Origin of the sequence: Thermobifida fusca YX, from assembly GCF_000012405.1 — a bacterium.
Classification (GTDB): domain Bacteria; phylum Actinomycetota; class Actinomycetes; order Streptosporangiales; family Streptosporangiaceae; genus Thermobifida; species Thermobifida fusca.
In genome coordinates this window covers 831,426-850,530 of the sequence record NC_007333.1, presented here as the reverse complement: position 1 = coordinate 850,530, position 19,105 = coordinate 831,426, and the positions used below count along the sequence as shown (strand labels likewise).

Below are 19,105 nucleotides of genomic sequence, written 5' to 3'. Positions count from 1 at the left end.
GCCGTGTCTTCTCCACCTGCATCGTCGACGGTTTTTGCCGCCCCGCGCGGCTACTCGTCGGTGCGCGTAGCGGGCTCGCTGCTCACCGCTGCCCTCATAGGCCGGATCGGTTCCGGCGACCCGCAGTTGCCAGGGCTTCGCTCCGAAGACTACGGCCTTGCCCCGGGGCGGCGGCTAGGCGAGTTTGCGAGCCGCCACTGGGAGGAGCTGCTCGGCGTCTACCGGGAGTTCCAGCAACAACTCACCCAGGCCAGCTCTGGCGAGTCGCGGGCAGCGCTCACTCGGGAACGCTGGCTGCTGCCGCTGTTCGATGCGCTCGGTTTCGGTCGGCTCCACCCCCAGCGCGAAGGGTTGACGGTGGCCGGGCGCACGTTTCCGGTCAGCCATCTGGGGCGCAATGTGCCTATCCACCTTGTGGCGTGGGGGCGCGACCTCGACCGGCGGTCCAACGGGGAACGTGCCCCCCAGTCGATGCTCCAGGACTTCTTGAACTCGAGCGACGAGCATGTGTGGGGGATGCTCAGCAACGGGCAGAAGCTCCGCCTGCTGCGTGACGCCGCATCACTCTCAGAGGCCGCGTTCATCGAGTTCGACTTGGAGTCGATGTTCGACGGCGCCCTGTACGCCGACTTTGTGCTGCTGTTCGCGCTCGCCCATTCTTCCCGGTTTGAGGCACGGACCTCCGACAAGCCGGGGAACAGTGCGGAGCAGCCGAGCGTGGCGAACTGTTGGATTGAACGCTGGCGGGTTGAGGGCGACCGTGCGGGAATCCGGTTCCGCGCGAAGCTCCGCGACGGGTTGAAAGCGGCGCTAGAGGAACTGGGCACGGGGTTTCTGGAAGGCAACGCGGAGCTGAGGGAGAAGCTGCGCCGCGGGGACGTGTCCCGCCGGGAATTCCGTGACGAGCTGCTCCGGCTGGCCTACCAGTTGCTGTTCTTGTTTGTGGCCGAAGACAAGGGTGCGCTGCTCGCCCCGGATGCGGACCAGGCTGCCCAGGACCGGTACCGCACCTATTTTTCTACGCAGCGGCTGCGCCGTATCGCTGTGCAGCGGGTAGGCGACCGCCACGACGACCTGTGGCGGACACTGCTGATCGTGCTCAACGCGCTCGGCTCGGATGAGGGCTGCCCGGAGCTGGCGCTCCCTGCCTTAGGAGGCTTGTTTGTCCCGGCCAACGCGGTGGAAGGGGACGGCTCGCACCCGGGGCTGTTGCGGGGCCGGGACGTCACTTTGTCCAACCGGCGTCTGCTGGCCGCGGTGCGTCACCTCACCCGGGTCGAAGACGAGGGCGGGTGCTGGCAGCAGGTCGACTACCAGCATCTTGACGCCGAAGAGTTGGGTTTGGTGTACGAGTCGCTGCTGAACTTGGTGCCCTACACCGACCCTGCTGTCCGGGTTTTCGAGTTGCGGAGCGCTGCCGGGAACGACCGGAAGACGACCGGCTCCTATTACACACCGTCTTCTCTGGTGGAGACGCTGTTGGACAGCACACTCGACCCGGTTATCGAGGAGCACGCCAAGCGTGGGGTCCCAGACGACCTGTTGAAGATCACGGTGTGCGATCCGGCGTGCGGCTCCGGGCATTTCCTGGTTGCTGCGGCCCGTCGTATCGCCCGCGCCTACGCGGTCTTGGAAGCCGGGGACGAGGAGCCTACTCCGGACGCTATTAGCCGGGCGATGCCGAAGGTGGTGCGCCACTGCATCTACGGGGTGGACCTCAACCCGCTGGCTGTGGAGCTGACCAAAGTGTCGCTGTGGCTTGCGTCTGTGGAGCCGGGGAAGCCGCTGGCGTTCCTCGACGACCACATCAAAGTGGGCAACGCACTGTTCGGAGCCACGCCGAGACTGCTCGAGGCCGGGATCCCGGACGGGGCTTTCACAGCGTTGAAAGGTGACGACCGGAAGGTCGCGGCGGGGCTGCGAGCCCGGAACCGGCGGGAGGTGCGGGCCCTCCACCGGGAGAGGGGAAGAGAGGTTCGCGGGCAAGCCCAGGAGGTGCGGGTTTTTGACGCGCCCCTAGACAAGCAGCGGTGCAAGCGTGCCGCTGACGCGTGGTGTGCCGCGTTTGTGTGGCCGCAACGTCCCGGCGCTCCCGACGGGGTGACGACGGCCACTCTTCTCCGCATCAGCCAGGGGCAGGCTCTGCCGCCAGACCAGCAGGAGATGATCGACCGGCTGGCCCGGAAGTACCGGTTCTTCCATTGGCATGTGGAGTTTCCCGAGGTTTTTCGCGGGTGCGACGGGGATCCAGCGGAGGACTTCAACCCGGTGACCGGTTGGCGGGGCGGGTTCACGTGTGTGCTCGGCAATCCGCCGTGGGAGCGGGTGAAGCTCCAAGAGAGGGAGTTTTTCGAATCCCGGCATTCAGAAGTCGCTGGAGCGGCGAACAAAGCTCAACGCAAGGCGCTGATCAGCGAGTTGGCGGGGAGCGAAGAAGGCGCGCACTTGCTGCGCGAGTTCCAGGAGGCTAAGCACACGTCGGAAGGGCTCAGCCTCTTCCTGCGTGAGTCAGGGAAGTATCCGCTGAACGGGCGCGGCGACGTCAACACGTATTCCGTGTTCACCGAGCAGGGGAAGGACCTGCTGCATCCTCACGGCAGGCTCGGTGTCATTGTTCCGACGGGCATCATCACTGACGCCACGACTCAGCATTTCTTCAAAGATGTCGTGGGACGCCAGGTGCTGGCCTCTGTGTTCGATTTCGAGAACCGGAGAAGGCTGTTTCCTGACGTTGACAGCCGCCTCAAGTTCTCTTTGGTGACGTTGACCGGCCACGCGGACACTGTCGAGCACGCAAGGTTCGCTTTCTTCCTGCACAGCGCTGCTGAACTGAACGAGCCGGACAAAGTGTTCACGTTGAGCACGAAGGAGATCCTGAAACTCAACCCGAACACCGGGACCTGCCCCGTGTTCCGTTCCCGCCGTGACGCGGAGATCACACTGCAGATCTACGACAGGGCTCCTGTCCTCGTCACCCACGGCGAAGAAGCGGAGAATCCGTGGGGTGTGTCGTTCACGAGAATGTTCGACATGTCGAACGACGCCCAGCTTTTCCGAAGCTATGCGGAGCTCGCTTCTGACGGCTGGCGGCTGGAAGGCAACATTTTCGTCCGCGGGGAGGAGCAGATGCTCCCCTTGTACGAGGCGAAAATGCTGCACCACTACGACCACAGGTGGGCGACGTACGGAAAAACCGGCAGATCGGCCCGGGACATCCCGCTGGAGGAGAAGAACAACCCCCACGGGTTCGCTCTTCCCCGGTACTGGGTTCCCCGGCAGGAAGTCGAGAAGCGGGTAGGGCGGGAGAACGGCTGGCTGATCGGCTTCCGAAAGATCTCCAACGTGACCAACGAGCGGACGCTGGTTTCTTTCGCTTTTCCGCTGCGCGCCCTGGCAGATTCAGGAAACATCCTCCTCACCGACAAGGAAGAGAAGTCTTCGCTCTACGCGAACATCACTTCATTTATTCTCGACTACACGCTGCGCCAGAAGCTCGGGGGAACAAACCTCAACTTCTTCCAGTTTGAACAGCTCCCCGTCATCAGTCCGGAGGATTTCAGCAGGAAAGCAGCGTGGGATTTCGGGTTCACCGTGCATGAATGGTTGACCCCCCGTGTCCTGGAGCTCAGCTACACCACCTGGGACATGGAGTTGTTCGCGCGTGACCTCGGGGACTTCGGAGCGCCTTTCGTTTGGGACGAGGAACGCAGGTTTCTCCTCCGCTGCGAGATCGACGCCGCTTTCTTCCACCTGTACGGGATCGCGCGCGACGACGTTTCCTACATCATGGAAATGTTCCCTCTTGTGAAGCGGAAGGACCTCAAGCAGCACGGTTTTTACCGCACGAAGGACACGATCCTCGAGGTTTACGACGCGATGGCGAAGGCCATCGAGGCCGATGATCCTTATCAGACGGTTCTCGACCCGCCGCCGGGCAAAGGATCCCGCCACTGCACGTGATCCGGCAGCCTCTCTCCTGGCTGTCGCAGTGGAATCGTTGTGGGAGCGCCGCAGCATGGCAGGGATCGCGGGGAACGGATTGCCGCGGCGCTCTCGGAGTTATCTGAGGGTTAGCCCCACTCGCATCCCACACCGTCGCCGTCGCGGTCCAAGTGGCGGCCATAGCCCGGCTGGCCTTCATAGATCGGTGTAGCTCCAGCGGCCCGTGCAGCGGCGCAGTTCTCGTAGTATTCGGCGGCTGGTGCGGGCTGCGGCGCAGGCGGAGCAGGTTCCCGGTTGGTGGAGCCTGACCCTGAAGAGACCGTTTCCTGGACTGTCTCCGTGGCGGTTACGGTGACTTCTACCTCCACGGTCTCGGTGGCCTCCACCTCGACGGTTTCGGTTGCGGTAACGGTGACGGTAGGCGTGGGTTCCGCCCAGGGCTCCCCCTTGTCTTCCTTCGATGGGAAGCAGCTAGCGACGATGACTAAGAAGACTAATCCTGCAGCGGCACATCCAACCTTTTCATTCACCGAAGAACCCCTGTCTTGCAAAGTCATATTTCAAAGAATTCCTTGAAACTCGCCCAACACAAATGGACCTCTCTATCCTGGAATATTTCTATTCCTTAGAAAGAGTGGATACCAGTCCAAGGAAACCGAAGAGAACTTTAGACAGGGGAGGTAACGATCTCAGTTCTTTTCCGCCGAGATCAAGAAAAGATCCTCATCCCCATCCCTCATCCTGACTATCAGTGATAATGAACATCGGTAACGCAGAGCTATAAGCCTTCTCTCTTGTCTTCTGAAAAACAGGGCATCGCGCTAACCTGAGAGGGATCCCTTTCAGGCAACTGTTTTGCCTTGATGCTGATGACCAGCCGGGGAAGATCGGAAATTGCTTGTTCTGCAGCAGTCCGGAGAATGACTAGTGGCGCCCAACGAGACAGCTCGCGGAAATTCCCGCTTCACCCGAACTTCCCGTTGAAAACTTCATAGCATCTGCAGTTCTTACTCAAAACCCCGCCTCTGCGAGGAAACTACGCAAAGATACTGCTCTGCTGCGCAGCTCTAGGGCTTTGGCCTCCAACCGGCGCAGGGGCTCGGCGTCGCGGACCAGCCACCCACCGGTCTGCTCGCCAACCGGTCCCGACCCGTAGTCGTGGACGAGGGCGATAGTTCGGTCGAAGAGCAGGAAATCGAAGTAGTCGTTGCTGGGGAGCGGGGTATCTCGCGTAACCTGGACCACTTCGATGGTCTCCCCCATGTCGGCGCGGATCTGGTAGGCCAGGAGCTCGTAGCGGAGATAGTCGGTCCACGGCTCTCGCACTACCCGGATACGCGCGAAGTCGATTCCCCGCGAGCGCACATCTTCGTACAGCGCGCGATCGGCTTCGGCTTCTTCGCGCAAGAGCCGCACAGTTTGCTCGTATTCGCCCCGCTCGTAGGCGTGTTGGGAGGCGCTGTTGACGTTTTCCCGGTAGGACTGCCAGCACTCGACCCTGAGGAATCTCTTCTCTAGCCGAGTCCATGCTTGAGAGAACGCTGCGGCGAAAGCGTCGAGGTCGAGTCGTTCTCCGTGGTCCACTGCCCAACCGGGTGGGTGCACCTATTCCTCCGGGATATCGTTCCGTGCCGCTAGTAGGGTGTTACGCGGTATGCGGACAATACGCTCATTTGACGCACACCTGGCGTCAGGCAGCGGTATTTCGCCGAGCTCCTCGGTCACATCCACACCGATAACCGCAAAGCTCCCGTCGTCAAGCTCCAAGATATCTGGCGAACCGCTCACACCAATGGTGTTGCCGAGTTCTTTCGGGGGTTTCCCCAACCTCCGAACTTCCTTCACTTGATCACCACCTATCACACAACCAACGGTTTCAAATACTCAAAGTATAGGAGATTCCATATAAAGAGATATCTAATTCGATAGTTTCATCTATCCTCTTTTCATACATCATTACATCTTCAACCCCAATTCCTGATCTTTACTCGAAAGTGCATTGTCGACCAGGATTAAGACCTGGAGAGTGGAGGGCTCTGGTCCTCTCCACCAAGACCAAACCGAGACGTCGCCGCAGGTAGCCGCCTTTATGAGGTCTCACCACTACGCTTCGGAGTATGCTCTTGCGCCGCTTGCCACCATTCTGCGACCACGACAGCGGTAGTAGGACCACAGAGGCTGCTGCCAGACTTTTCCCATTTCTCGTCCTCTCTCTTAGGCAAGGGGACCTGGGCAGCGGGTGCTGATTGCTGTGGTCAACTTTCAGCGGTGCATCTGATCTGTTCTTTCCTAGAAGTGTTCTTCTGCTCTTCTTCCAGGAACCGCAGCAACAACCTCTCGGAAGGGGATTGATCTCCGGTGCACATCCCGGGCCAACCTTGTGCCCCCTATCCCCGCCCTAGAGGGCTCAATTCCTCAGAAGCGACTTCTGCATCAACGCGGAACGCAGCCTAGGTGCCACTCTTGGCATGAGCAGCCGGCCCAAAACCTTCACACAGAAAACGATCTTTGGTGGGGATCGGGCAGTGTTCGGCTGCCACGACCCCCACCAACATTCCGCTTCGAGAATCGCTGGCCGCTACATTCCGCTGCCTGTCTCCGCGGGCAGGGTCATGGGCCGGATGTCCAGTTCCGCCAACCGCTGCCACAGGGGTTGCAGCGCGGCTTCAGGGTCGCGGAAGAACCGGCTGCCGCGGATCCGCACGAAAGTCCAGCCGACTCTTTCGAGTTCCCGCTGCCGGGCGGCGTCTTCAGCCGCGTTTTCTTCGTTGTGGTAGGCGTCCCCGTCGCATTCCACCGCGAGGCGGCGGCTGCCGCCTTCAACGACCAAGTCGATGCGGTAGCGGCCGACCTGGTATTGGGGGTAAACGCGGTAGCCCCGGTCGCGCAGGGCGAGGAACACGCGCTGTTCGAAGAGGCTGTCGAACGGTTCTTGGCGGACGTCGGGGGACACGTCCCCGATCCCGGTGCCGTCGTGCAGGTGGAGCGGACGGTTCAGGTATTCCAGGTAGGCGCGGCGCAGGTCGTTCTGTCCCAGGTCGGAGATGGAAACACTGTGGAACACCCACACTTGGTCTCGGGCCCGCGACGCCGCGACGTTAATGGCCTGCTTGTTCCCTTCCGCGCTGAAGTGGCTCAGGCGGCGCGGCCCGTCGGTGCCTTCCCGGCTGACGACCATGCTGATGAAGATCACGTCTCGTTCGTCGCCTTGGAACGCGGCCGGGCTGCCGACGCGGATACGCCGTTCACTGCGTTCGTCGAAGGGGAGCCGTTCGGCGAGCAGGTCTTCGATCAGGGTCTGCTGGGCGTGACCGAGCAGGGTGATGACGCCCATGCTGCGCCCCTCGTAGGCGGGGTCGTTGCAGCAGGCGATGATCTGCCCCACGAGGCGTTCCGCTTCGAGCCGGTTGATCTGGCGCTGCCCGCTTCCTTCCACGACGCCCGGCACGTAGACGGTTTTGAGCGGGGGGAGACGGTCCGCGCCGTATTGCCGCAGCGGCTGCAACTGGCCCTGGTAGCACAGTTCGTTGGAGAAGCCGATGATTTCGGGCATGCAGCGGAAGTGCTCTTTGAGCATGAGCTGCCCGGGGCCGCCCGCAAGCCCGGAGGTGATGTCGAAGAAGCTCCGGTCGGGGGAGAACAGGTTGCGCCGCGAGGGCGACAAGTCGGCGAGCAGCCGTTCCTGCAGCCGGAACAACTGTTCCCGGTCGAGTCCCACATTGGCCGGGCTGACCTGCTTGTCGTCACCGACGACGACGATCCGGTCGGCGATCCAGGCGAGCAGCATCGCCTCCGGCCCGGACTGGCTCGCCTCGTCGATGATCACCACATCGAAGATGCGGGGCGTGTCCATGGGGATGGTGGCGACGACCTGGTACATGGGCATGATCCAGGCCGGGACAGCGGGGCGGCATTCGCGGAGGCTTTCTTGGGCTTGCCGCTGGTAGCGGGGAGCGTATTTCCCGGTTCCTTTGCCGATTTTGCGGACGCTCTGCTGGTAGGAGCGGAGCGCGACTTCTTGGCCTTGGGTGAGGCGCCGCAGGCACGAGTCCCAGGCGAGAGCAGCGGCGAGCCTCCGCATGGTGGTGCGGATCTCGCTGTCGGCTTCGCTGAGTTTGGCGCGGCAGCGGTCTTCCGCTTCCGGGTCGGTGAGTTCAGCGAGCCGTGTGTTCCACGCCGACCACGCCCACGCTTTCTCTAGTTCGGGGAGCCGTTCGTCCCAGACGGTGTCGTCGTAGGTTTCGGCGATGGCCCGTGCCAGCGTGGGGTGGGCTTCGTCAACGGTCGCGTACGCATCCTGGTAGGCCTGGCGGGCTTGTGCCGCAGCGCGGGTCTCGGCGAGGGACGCGCAGGCGTGTTCGTAGGCGTCCGGGTCGAGTTTTTCCAAGGCGAGCTGGGCCTGCCGGAGGTCGTCGGACACCACTCCGCGTTCTTCCCAGTGCTGGATTTCCGTGAGGGCGCGGTCGACGAGCTGGCGGGCAGGGCTGGAGGCGTGTTCCGCGGTGGCTGCGGTGAGCAGCAGGCGCACAGTGTCGACTGCGGTGGGATCAGCCCAGTCGAGCACAGCGAGTCCGGGAACGGTCGCGGTCTCGGTGGCGACGCGTGCGCGGGTGTCTGCCAGGTGCACGAGCTGGGCGAGCCCGTCGAGGTCGTCGCGGAGGGCCGCGATCCGGGAGCGGGGGTTCTTCCACGCGTTGCCGGCCGCCTGCTGGGGCAACCATTCTTCTTCGGTTTCCGCCAGGAGTTGTTCGGCTTCGACGCGGGCGCGGACGAGGGCCGCTGTGTCAGCGGTGGTGGGTTCTTTGCCGTCGACGCGCACGGTTTCCACGAATTCCCGGACTTCTTTGCCGAGCCGGGTGCGCATGCCGAACAGGCCGCGCAATTGCTCGCCTGCGGCGAGCCCGTCGTGGAGGCGGACCGCATATTCTGCGGCTTTGTCGAGGGGGAAGGTGTCGAGGCCGGTGATGCGTGCGTCGCCGACTTCCGCGGTTTTCTGTTCCGCGGCTGCAATCGCTTGTTCGATCTGCGCGTGCTGTTCCCGGATTCTGCGGTCCCGACCGGCAAGCACGTCGTTTCTGGCCTGCTGCCAGCGGTCGCTGAGCCGTGCCGTGATGTCGCGGGATGCTACGAAGGCTTCCACTGCCGCAGTAATGTCCGCGCAGCGTTCCGGGGACAGGCTGCGGATGGCGGCGTCGGCTTCGCCTTCCCACAGGCCTTCGGCAGCCTGAGCGGCCTTCTCCGCTTCGGTGATCTTGTGGACGGCGTCGCGGAATTCGGTGGGGGTGGGAAGCTGGTCGGCTGCAGGCACGTCAGCAGCCCGCTTCCGCTGTTCGGGGGTGTAGTTGCGGGCGGCGCGCAGCAGGGCGAGGGCGTCGGCGGCGGTCAGGGCGGGCTGCGGTTGGCTGACGGTGCCGATCCACCGGTATCGGGGTTCTTCTGCGGCGAGACGCTCCGCGATGTCTTGGAGTGAGCCCTGGTAGTCGCCGATTTCCGGGGAGAAGTGGTAGGTCTCTTGTTCCCGGATTTCGCGGAGCCGCCGCAGTACTTCTGCCCGTTCGCGGCGTGTCTTGTCCAAGTGTTCTTCGAGGCGGCGGATTTCTTTCTTCGACTGTTTCGGGGAGAAGTCGGAGCGCCGCTCCAGGATGGCGCGAACGGATTTTTCGAGTTCTTCCTGGGCTTCGACCCCGTCACCGGTCCTGCTCACGCACAGGGCTTGGATTTCTTCGGGGAGTTTTTCTTTGAGGACGCGCAGGGCCCGGGCGGTGTGGCTGGTGATCAGCACTTTCTTTCCCTGGGCGAGCAGGTCAGTGACCAGGTTGGCGATGGTGTGGGTCTTCCCGGTGCCGGGCGGTCCTTGGACGACGACGAGGTGGCTCTGGTCGAGTCGTTCCGCGATGGAGCGCTGCTCCTGGTTGGAGGGAAGCGCGAAGTAGGGTTCGCGGGCCGGGGTAGCGCGCTTGTCTTCGTCGTCGACGTCTGCGAGGGAGTGGCTGCTGCGGTCGTCGTCAGCTCCGGTGAGGAACCGCAGCAGCGGGGTGAGGTCTTCGCACGTTTCTAGGCGCTTGGTGATTTCCCGCAGGGCTTTGAGCTGGTTGTCCCGGGGGCGTTCCCGCAGGATGAGGGCGGGTGCGAAGCTGATGCGCGGAGCTTCGGTGCCTTGGTCGGCGTGGCGGGTGAGGCTGTCGCTGTAGTGGGCGTCCGCTGCCGCTTCGATGCTCCATTTTTGGAGGGCGGTGTGGAGGTGTTCGAGGCCTTCCACCCCTTCGTAGGCGGCGCCCTGGTCGAGTTCTGCGGTGATGCTTTCCCGGACTTCTTCGCTGACCCGCTGGTCGGGGTCGAGCATGTCTTCTTCGAGGACGAGTCCGGGGGTTTCCGGGTCGGGTGCGAGGGTGAGGGCGCCGGTGTCGTCGAGGGTGATGACCATTTTCCGGGTCACCAGGTGGCGGCCGACTGGTTTCCCGTCGGACTTCCAGGTCAGGTAGCCGAAGCCGAGCACGAGTTCGTACGACTCTCCGAGGTCTTCCATCTCCTCGCGCATGCGGTAGAGAGTCTCGTAGTGCCGGACGGCTTCCGCGGTTTCGCGTTCACGTTCCGCCCATTTCATCCACTGGGCGCTCCACGAGGCGTAGGCTTTCCGGATCTGGTCGCGGTCCTCGTGGTCGTCAAGGAAGATTTCTCGAGGCGCTTCGAGGTCGATGTCGTCGATGTCGTCGACGAGGTCGATGTCGGTGATCCGTTCCCGCAGTTTCGGCGGTTCGGTGTTCTGGTAGCAGTACAGGTCACTGAGGGTAATCCAGGGTTCGAGCACCTCAGGGACTGCTGGTGGTTCTTGCTGGTGGATCCTCTTGATGCGGAGCCACGCCTTCTGGTCTGGATCGAGCAGGCCAGAGGCCACGTAGTCGCTGCCTGTGGGAAGTTCGCTGAACCAGAGTTTTCGATGGGCGGAGCTGAGCGTCCTGATCGGACGGAGCCGTGTCTGTTCTGCTTCCGCGAGGAAACGGAAGATGCGGCGTGCGATTTCGGTGTCCTGTCGCGCAGTCTCCGCGCCCATGCAGACTCCTCACCCTGTCACGTTTGTTTCGTGGTGTGTTCCGTCGGGTGAGAGTAACGAGACACCGCCCCAAATAAGCAGAAACGGTGAAAAATCATCACTTTTGGGGACTTTTCGGACTCGGTGCGTGTCGTATCGGCTACAGCATCGGGAAGCCGCTCTCCCGCCCCGGCAGGGAAGAACAGCACGGTAGATCAACGACCCGTTTTTCTGTGCTGCGGCACTCGCCGAGTGCTAACCCAGGGAATCAACCACTCTGCCTGTTTGAGCCCGGAGCTGCAGGAATTGCGCTTTGCTCGCTGAGGGGGTTTGACCCACGAGGATGAACTCGGCGGCGTTCATCGGACCGCAGGAATGCTGGCCACGATGATGCCACAACACTTCGGGAAGTTTGCTGTAGTCGCGGACCCGCTGGTTGGCCAGGAACCCCCGGGTGAAGATCACCGGTTGTCCGTGGTCAAAAGGCAGGGCGTGCATGGATACGCACACCAGCTCCCCGGATAGCAGAGGTGAGTCCGGTCCGATCGCCCCGCCCGGCAGAGAGCAGCCGTATGCACCGCGGTATCGATCTCCGTCGTAGGTCCGCGACCGCTTGGAGATCCCCTAGAACCGGAAACCGAAGAGGCCACCGCTGGGCGTGTCATTGAGGCGAGGTTTGATGACGTAGGGATCCGGATCAAATCCGAGGTTCTCGGCCTTGGCAAGGTCGTCGGAGTTGATGGTGACGACGTACTGCATGCCTTCGTCTTCCATGAGTCGTGCGGCTAGCGTCAACGCCCGGTACACCTGGCGTTCATCGACTCCGTCGTAGAGCTTACTGTCGTGGACCAAGAAGTCTGGGCCGCGTCCTTCTCGGTGCGCGATGATCGCACAGGTCAGGTCGAAGCAGAAGGTCTTCATGTTGGAGATGCCGCTGCTGCTGTCACTGTCGAGCTGGAGGATGATGTCCAGCGAGCTCTTGCGTGCTTTGAAAGCGAGATAGGGCGTGCGGTCGTTCCCGTAGAGCTCTTGGACGAATGAGCTGAACAGGGCGTGGGCCTGCTGTTCGACCTCGGCTCGTTCTTCGATGTCAATCTGCATCTCCTCTTCGAGCCGGTCTTTTTCTCGGTCGATCTCTCGTTTGCTCTGCTCGAGGGCCTGCGCCGCGGCGAGCCGGTGTTGCAGCGCTTCAAGACGTGCGCGTTCCTGGCCGAGAGCGTTCTGCAAAACGGTGAGCGTGTCCAGAGCACCGCCCTCGTTCAGGATTCTCATGAGTTCAGCCTGTCGCCGACCTAATTCTTCGCGCTCCTGTTCACTGGCCCTGATTCGCTCCCGGAGCTGGGTGATCTCCTCTTGCAGGTAGTGCCGACGGTTACGCACTACCGCTTGGTGGAATTCCCTAACCTGGTCGAAGCGTGCCCGTACCTGGTCACCGAGGATGACGTTGAGTTCGGCGTAGGCCCTCTCCAGGTAGCGATCATCAGGTTCGTAGACATCGGTGACGGCCTGTTCCAGTTCTTCCAGGTTGCGGCGGTGGACGGCTTCCTCGTTGCGGAGCTTGCGGATGCGTCTGTTGACCTCGTCGGCTTCCCGTTGGATTTCTTCGTATTCGGGAACCACCTTGAATTCGTTGATCTGCTGTTCCAGCTCGTTGACCCGCTGCTGGACTGTACGAATCTGTCCTCGCAGCTCCGCTGACGAACCGACAATCTTGCCCCATACAGGGTCTTTCTGCGCAGCGACGAGTTTCCTTCTGGTTGCCTCCCGCTCGGAAAGGTCAACGTAACGCCGGGCCAACCTCCAGTCCATTCCGAGCAAGTAGGACAGGTTAGTGGTGACCAGGTGAGCGGAGGTCCGCTCTGCAGGTTTGAGGGCGTCTTTGAACCCACCTTTCTCCTCACGGCGCATGTAGAGGTTGAGCAGGATGCGTCCGCTGAGTCCTTTGTCCTCGGGACGTATGCCGAACAGGTCTCGTTCAATGGCAGCACGCCACTCTTTGAGTGTGACGGGCTTTTCGTCCTCGAAGAGGGTGTGTGACTCCTGTGTGATGTCCGGGTTCAGCAGGATCTCGTTCGGGCTGCGGCCGCTCCGCCTGATTCGGATCGGGTCTTCCTGTCCCGGCCAGTCCATGTCGAGCCGGAAGGTTGCTTGGCTGATGGTTTTGTCGTCCATCAGCTTGATCCCGGTTTTGTCTGCCCCCAGCAAGAAGTGCAGCAGTTCCACCACGCTCGTCTTGCCGACGGCGTTGCGGCTCTGGTCAGGGGTGGAGGTTGCTGTCCGATCCGCGACGATCAGGTTGAGCCCTGGTCGGAAGCGGACTGTACGGAAGCGGGGATCGTCCGATCCGAGTTCACGCAGCATGGGGGCGCTCCCGGAACACAAGGATGTCGTTGCGGAGTTCGACCACTCCCAACGCGTAGAGGACGTCGAGGGCCAGGACGAACCACCAGAAGGGAATGGGGGAGGTGTGCCGGTTCTCGGCTCGCCACTTCTTGAGCCGCCGCCACGCCTGGGTGACGGTGACGGGCTGGTGTTCCGTGGCTAGCAGGATCTGCGCGCCGACTGCAAGCAGAGCGCGTTGTGGTGCGATGCCCTTTGTCGGGGTGATCACCCTGCTACCTCCGCGTACTCGTTCGACGGCTGCCAGTCCTCCGGCGGGATTTCGAAGATCTCACACTCTCCGAAGAAGTACATCAAGATGACCTGTGCGTTGACGTACCCCTCTCTTGTCGGAGCTTTATTGCCGAGAACATACTGTTGCATCTGGTAGAGGATCTCGTCGGGATCCGAGTATTCCTGGCTTATCCGCTGGTACTCGGCGTGGAAGGCGGCAGCGGTGTTGTCTCGTTCAAACGGGTCGTTCCGTTGCTGGTAGTAGGCCTCGACGAGGGGGACGTACTTCATCCGGCTTATCAATTCGTCCCGCAGGTCCGGAGAGAATCCGTTGTATTCGAGCTTGTTGCGCGGCGGGGGAAGGATCACATCTGACGGCCTTGCTTGTATCCGCCGTTTTCCTAGTTCAGCGAGAAGCGGGGCGAGGTCTTCCATCTCGACGCCGACGACTACCTCTTTCGCCGGAAGGCTCTGCCCAAGCAAGTCCTCTACGTCCGAAACGTCGAGTTTGCAGACCTCCTGGATGAAACGGCATGCTCCAAACACTTCGAACTTGAGGTAAGGGTGGTCCTTCCGGGCTTTGCTGATCTCTGAGCTGATCACCGGCCCGACGCCGCGGAGGTCATTGTGGACGAAAACGAAAGTGTCGAACTCGTCCCTGCGCTTCTCTAAAGCACCGGTGAGGTCCTTGGTGAACTTCCTGCTGATCTCGGACGCGTTGTAGGTCTCCGGCGCGTAGCACGCGTAGAGCTTCCGATCGTTGATGGTGAGCCCGTCTGCGCTGCGGTCTCCCAGACGGCCCTGGGTACGAACCGGCACGAAGTCGGGATAGCGAAGCTGCATCAAGTCATGGAAAAAGGACTCGAACTCTTGGCCGTGCAGTTCGCTGAGTTTTGCTCGCACCATCGGTCTCACGAGAAACCGTTGCCAAGACTCCACCGCTGTCCTCTACTTCTGCCTTGCTGAGTTTGTCGCTCCTTTTTACCAAGCGCACTATGACCGCTGCCATAGGTTTGCCCTATTTGGCATTTAGGAGAAGCAGGGCACCCTGGCAAGCCAGTACACTGGCCCATCTCCCTTCATCTAGAATCAATCCAATGATTACTATTGATGGTTACCCGAGGAATGGTTCTCACAATTGACCAATTAAGGGGAAGTTCTGGAGCACAGAAGTCTTCCTGGCGTTTGTCATGTGCTTTCCTTCGGGAACAAGGAGAGCGAACAAGGTTCTCGCTCTCGTTAATTCCGAGCCCCGGCTCATGACGCCAGGAGAGAGGCCTAGTTCCAGATATTTGAATCAGAGCACAAGAACTGGAAAGCCACCTCGCGACCCAGAACTTTCGAATAAATCTTGCACTCTAATGATCCTGCAAGTCCAGGATGTCCTTCTTCAAAAATACGGCCTCCAGTCTGCCACGTGCTCTCAAGCATCATGGATCAGCGGAGTAGCCCGCTCCGAACATCCAAATGATTTTTGACAACAGGTTACAGAGAGTTCTATCCACTCTGATGCACATTTCTTTAACTGGCCTGTTGCATATGAGATCTGGAATTACCGAGCTTCACCAGTCAAATGTCGACGTCTCCAGCGCAGCGATGAATTCATCGGCGGTCATCGTGGCCTCTGCGAGGATGCTGTCCACGACTTCGACCAGTTCCGCTATCCCCGATGCCACGTACACTCCGGGACGTTCGCTGTGCTCCCGGGCCCACTGGTTGGCCAGGAGTTCCTGGGTGAAGATCACCGGCCTCCCGTGGCGGAGTGCGATGTGCGCTTGGGCGCGCGCACTGCTGTGTTCTCCAGCCTCTACAACAATGGTGGCGGCCGCGTAACCGCTCATCACCGCGGTTCGCAGTGTGAGGTTTTCCCGTGCGGCAGGGGTGTCGGGGAGGAATGGGCTGAGTACCATCCCCCGCTCAGCGGTTTCCTGCTGGAGCTTCCGGCTGCCCCGCGGGCGGTAGTGGTTGATCCCAGTTCCAAGCACAGTCACAGTCCTGCCTCCTCGGCGGAGGACAGCAGTGTGCGCCACCGTGTCGACCCCCGCTGTCAGTCCGCTGACGACTGTGATGTTCCGCTCGACGAGCGCTTCGGCGACGCCGCTCACGATTGCTCGGCCTCGCGGGGACGGTCTGCGCGGTCCGACAACGGCGACGGCACGACGGTCATGGGCGACTGCGCCTTTGGTGAAGACCACTGGAGGCATTTCGTGGATTTCGCGGAGCGCCGCTGGATAGTGGTCCTCCCAAAAGGCGTGGACACCGACTCCGTGCGAGGCACACTGGTCCAGCAAAGCTCGGGCTTTGGCGATCGCACGCTCAAGTGGACTGTCTTCGGTGCCGCAGGGCATGTTCCGCGTCCGGAAAGTCTTCTCTAGGACGGCCCGTACGCTGTCCGCGTCGAGGATCTCCTCCACGATCTTCGACCACGCGGTGCGCTTGGCGAGGAGCAGAGCGAACAGGGCGGCCCGTTCTTCACGTTGCTGCATAGCGGTTCGATGGGAGCGTTCCTGTTGAGGATCGGAGACTGGCACGGAACCGCCCTCCCATCCGCTTACTCCGCCAATGTGGTCCTAGCCATGTCAGCGAGAACATAGCTCCCACCAGAGACATGCCGTTTTCCCTTCACTGTGGGAGGGCCAGCAGCCTGGTTGATGCTGCTGTTCCGGTGAGCGGAACCGCTGACTCCCCCGGCTATGCGGTCCTCGCTGGCCGCATACGCCGTCCACGTGCGGCCAGCGAGGACGTGTGAAGCCAGGCTCAACCGACCAGGCCCGGCACCGTGCCCGCAGCACCGGCGAGGGTTGCGAGGAGCAGGATCGCCCCGGCGCATCCTCCGTTTTGCGTGGTTTTGCTCGAGGTGAAGACCGGTGCTGTTTCGTCGGCGAACCGGTCGACGAACTTGACCCGGTATTCGGCGTCGGTCAGTTCGCGGGGGCGCCAGAACTGGTGCCATTCGTTGGTGGTTTCCCCGGCCTGTTCGTGGGCTTGCTCGGCGGCGATGCGCGCAGCCACGTCCCCAGCCCGCGTGTCGGCGACGAGTGCTGCCCCGCGCTGCTTCTGTTCGACTTCGGCGCTGAGCAGGGTCCAGGCTTCTTTGGGGGTGAGGATGGGGACTCCTCGTTCCCTGGCCTGCGCGGTTTTGGTGGTTTCTACGCCGTCGGGGGCGATGACGAGCCGGACGGTCTTGGTGACGTTCGCGGCGACTTTCGCGCCGTGGTCAACCGCGTAGTCCATGACGTCGGTGAGTTCTTTGCCTTCGCCGACGGGGAGGATCCGCCAGCCTTTCAGGGGCCCGTTGCGGCGTGCTTTTTCGGCTGCAGCGGCTTCTTCGAGGTCGCTGATGAGGTGGCTGACTGCGAGGTTTTTCGCGGCGCGTTGGAGTTCGCGGAGTTCTGCTGCGGTGACGACGCCGTCGGCTTCAGCCCGGTCGCGGGCGCGGAGCAGGAATTCTCCGTGGACGCCGCGCGCGGTTTCTTGGGTGAGTCCGGCGCGGGAGGCGAGCAGGGCGAGTTGTTCGGCTTCTTCGCCGACGACGCGGCCGTCGGAGAGGGCGTGGGCGAGCATCGCCTGGTAGTCGTCGAGAGCCTCGGACCGGGGCGGAGGCGAGTCGACCATGAGGGGGAGCCGTGCGGTGAGGGTGGCGAGCCAGCCTTCGCTGCCTTTGCGGAGTGCGGCGGCGCGGGGGGCGATGATGCGGGTGCGGGGTAGTTGCGGGAGGGGCGCGGGGGTTGGTCCGTCCCAGTGGAGGGGTTGGGGAGCGGCGTTGATGAGTTCGGTGAGGACAGCGGCGAGGGACCGGGCGTCGCCGAGTGCGCTGTGTTCCGCGGTGGGCCACCGGCCGGTGAGGAGGTGGTGGAGGTGGGCGAGGCGGTAGCCATAGCGGTCGAGTTGGTAGCGGGCGGCGACGAGGGTGCAGAGTCCGGGGATGCCGGTGAGGGGAACACCGAGGCGGGCGAATTCGGCGGCGAGGAATTTTTCTTCGAAGTCGAGTTTGTGGCCGACAACGATGGCGCCGTCGAGGTAGGCGAGGAGGTCGCCGGCGACTTGGTCGAAGCTGGGCGCGGTTTTCACCCAGGTGTCGGTGATGCCGTGGAATGCCGAGTTGCGGATCGAGGATCCAGGGTTAACGAGGGTGGAGTATTCGTCGAGGACGGTGCCGTCGCCGCGCATGCGTACGACGGCGATTTCGCAGACGCGGGCTCCTCGCTTGGGGTTGAGGCCGGTGGTTTCGAGGTCGAGGACCGCGTAGGTGAGCGTGCGGGGGTCGAGTCCGCCGCGTCGGGTGAGTCGCCCGTAGTGGAACACCATGGGGAACCTCCGGAGAACTGTATGCCTTTGCTACGATGTCCCACACCGCAGAATTTTTGAAGAGAAGTGCCGGAAATTCCCTAATTTTGTGGAGCGGGCATTTGATTCCCGAACGCCTGTTCCTTTTGCGCTGCGTGCAGTAGCGTGAGCTTTCAGTACTGGCAGCAGAGTCGGTCAGGATACTGTTCGTCTTGTTTGCTGGACGAGGTCTTGAGCGGGTGCTGGCTGTGGATTCAGGCAAGGTCCTGGGATAGGGGGTTCTTCTCCTGTTTTCCTGGGCGCGTAATAATGACGGATTATCTGTTCTGCCTTCGGACGGTGATTGCAGCGCCCGATAGCATTCGGGCCTGAATTCGCACTGAATCAGGGAACGGTTGTTGCGCTTTTTCTTATATTCCGAACAGGGGTTTCCACCGCTGTTGAGAGTCGTTGATCAAACGCAGCGGTCGTGGGTGACTAACCGGTTTCCATGACGGGTTTGCGGCCTTTCCCCCTGTGTGCACTCGCCCTCGATCCTCGCTTCTTCTGGTTGCGCTGTCTGTGGCGTGAGGCTTCGACTGGCTGCCCGCTGTTCGAGCCTGCTCCCCCAAGTGGCCGTCTCCTCCTGGCGCTCGAGGCGGGCTTGACTGCTCTGGGAGTGCCCCTGCGGGATGCCGGGCCCGCGGTGGCGTAGCGGACAGTGTCTGCGTACTTCTGCTGGCTGCGGGAAGACGCCACCGGTCCCGCCGCACACCGAAGCGGATGCTCCTTCTGTGTCCACCATACAGCCCGCCAGGAAAGGATTTTCCAGAAACAAAAGAACGCAACCCGTCGAAGCGGATATTTCCCTGACCTGAACAGCGGCAGCGGCACGAGGGCCTCTACCGATCACCACGAAAAGCAGAAAAGAAAAGTTGGCAACTTGGCATTAGCTTCCTTTTCCATAGGCCTACAATCTCTTTCTCCTCGTGCATTTCTTGTCTTCGGTGTGGTAAAAAGCAGGTAGCACTGCGACAGCAGGACACAGGGGGACAGTCCGCTCTCGGCGATGAGGGGGTCTCGCATGGTCGACGCGTGCTCAGTACTCATACGCGGCTTGATTCTTTGATTTTCCGCGCCCTCAGTTCTATTTCGCCTTCCGGACTGATCCGCAGAGTCCGGGTGCTGTAAACCCGCGGTGAATCATGTGCTCTGAGAGAAGTCTGCGAGCGCGAGTCAACCTGCAGTGATCAG

The 19,105-nt window shown here is 61.9% G+C and carries 9 protein-coding genes; 1 reads left to right on the top strand and 8 read right to left on the bottom strand.

What is annotated here, in order from left to right; translation table 11 throughout:
* The first annotated feature begins 3 nt into the window (after positions 1-3).
* On the top strand, positions 4-3,960 hold the full coding sequence (locus TFU_RS03605; RefSeq protein WP_152436224.1) for an Eco57I restriction-modification methylase domain-containing protein: 3,957 nt from the start codon (positions 4-6) through the stop codon (positions 3,958-3,960).
* A gap of 110 nt (positions 3,961-4,070) precedes the next feature.
* Here the strand turns inward: TFU_RS03605 and TFU_RS15750 are convergent, their stop codons facing one another.
* The 8 genes from TFU_RS15750 to TFU_RS03560 all read right to left on the bottom strand — a co-directional run bounded on the left by TFU_RS15750 (position 4,071) and on the right by TFU_RS03560 (position 17,893).
* Positions 4,071-4,472, bottom strand: coding sequence for an excalibur calcium-binding domain-containing protein (locus TFU_RS15750; protein ID WP_370492440.1), 402 nt, complete (start codon positions 4,470-4,472; stop codon positions 4,071-4,073).
* 481 nt (positions 4,473-4,953) lie between these two features.
* The gene (locus tag TFU_RS03595; RefSeq protein ID WP_011291169.1) at positions 4,954-5,547 is read right to left on the bottom strand and encodes a DUF6879 family protein; all 594 of its coding nucleotides are present in this window, start codon (positions 5,545-5,547) and stop codon (positions 4,954-4,956) included.
* A 973-nt stretch (positions 5,548-6,520) separates the two neighbouring features.
* Entirely contained in the window at positions 6,521-10,993 is a 4,473-nt protein-coding gene (locus TFU_RS03590; RefSeq protein WP_011291167.1) for an AAA domain-containing protein, read from the bottom strand.
* A 603-nt stretch (positions 10,994-11,596) separates the two neighbouring features.
* Positions 11,597-13,333 carry an ABC-three component system protein gene (locus TFU_RS03580; protein ID WP_011291165.1) on the bottom strand — a complete coding sequence of 579 codons (1,737 nt, stop codon included), beginning with the start codon at positions 13,331-13,333 and terminating at the stop codon, positions 11,597-11,599.
* Positions 13,323-13,583, bottom strand: a complete 261-nt coding sequence (locus tag TFU_RS03575) for an ABC-three component system middle component 6 (RefSeq protein WP_011291164.1) — start codon at positions 13,581-13,583, stop codon at positions 13,323-13,325. The genes TFU_RS03580 and TFU_RS03575 overlap by 11 nt, the downstream gene beginning before the upstream one ends.
* A complete protein-coding gene (locus TFU_RS03570; RefSeq protein WP_234351641.1) occupies positions 13,580-14,524 on the bottom strand; it encodes an ABC-three component system protein in 945 nt (314 codons plus the stop codon). The genes TFU_RS03575 and TFU_RS03570 overlap by 4 nt, the downstream gene beginning before the upstream one ends.
* A 623-nt stretch (positions 14,525-15,147) precedes the next feature.
* Positions 15,148-16,071 (bottom strand): DNA-processing protein DprA, encoded by a 924-nt coding sequence (locus tag TFU_RS03565; RefSeq protein ID WP_016188304.1) that lies wholly within the window; start codon positions 16,069-16,071, stop codon positions 15,148-15,150.
* A 271-nt stretch (positions 16,072-16,342) separates the two neighbouring features.
* Complete coding sequence (locus TFU_RS03560; RefSeq protein WP_011291161.1) at positions 16,343-17,893, bottom strand: exonuclease domain-containing protein; 1,551 nt, start codon at positions 17,891-17,893, stop codon at positions 16,343-16,345.
* Between the last annotated feature and the right edge of the window lie 1,212 nt (positions 17,894-19,105).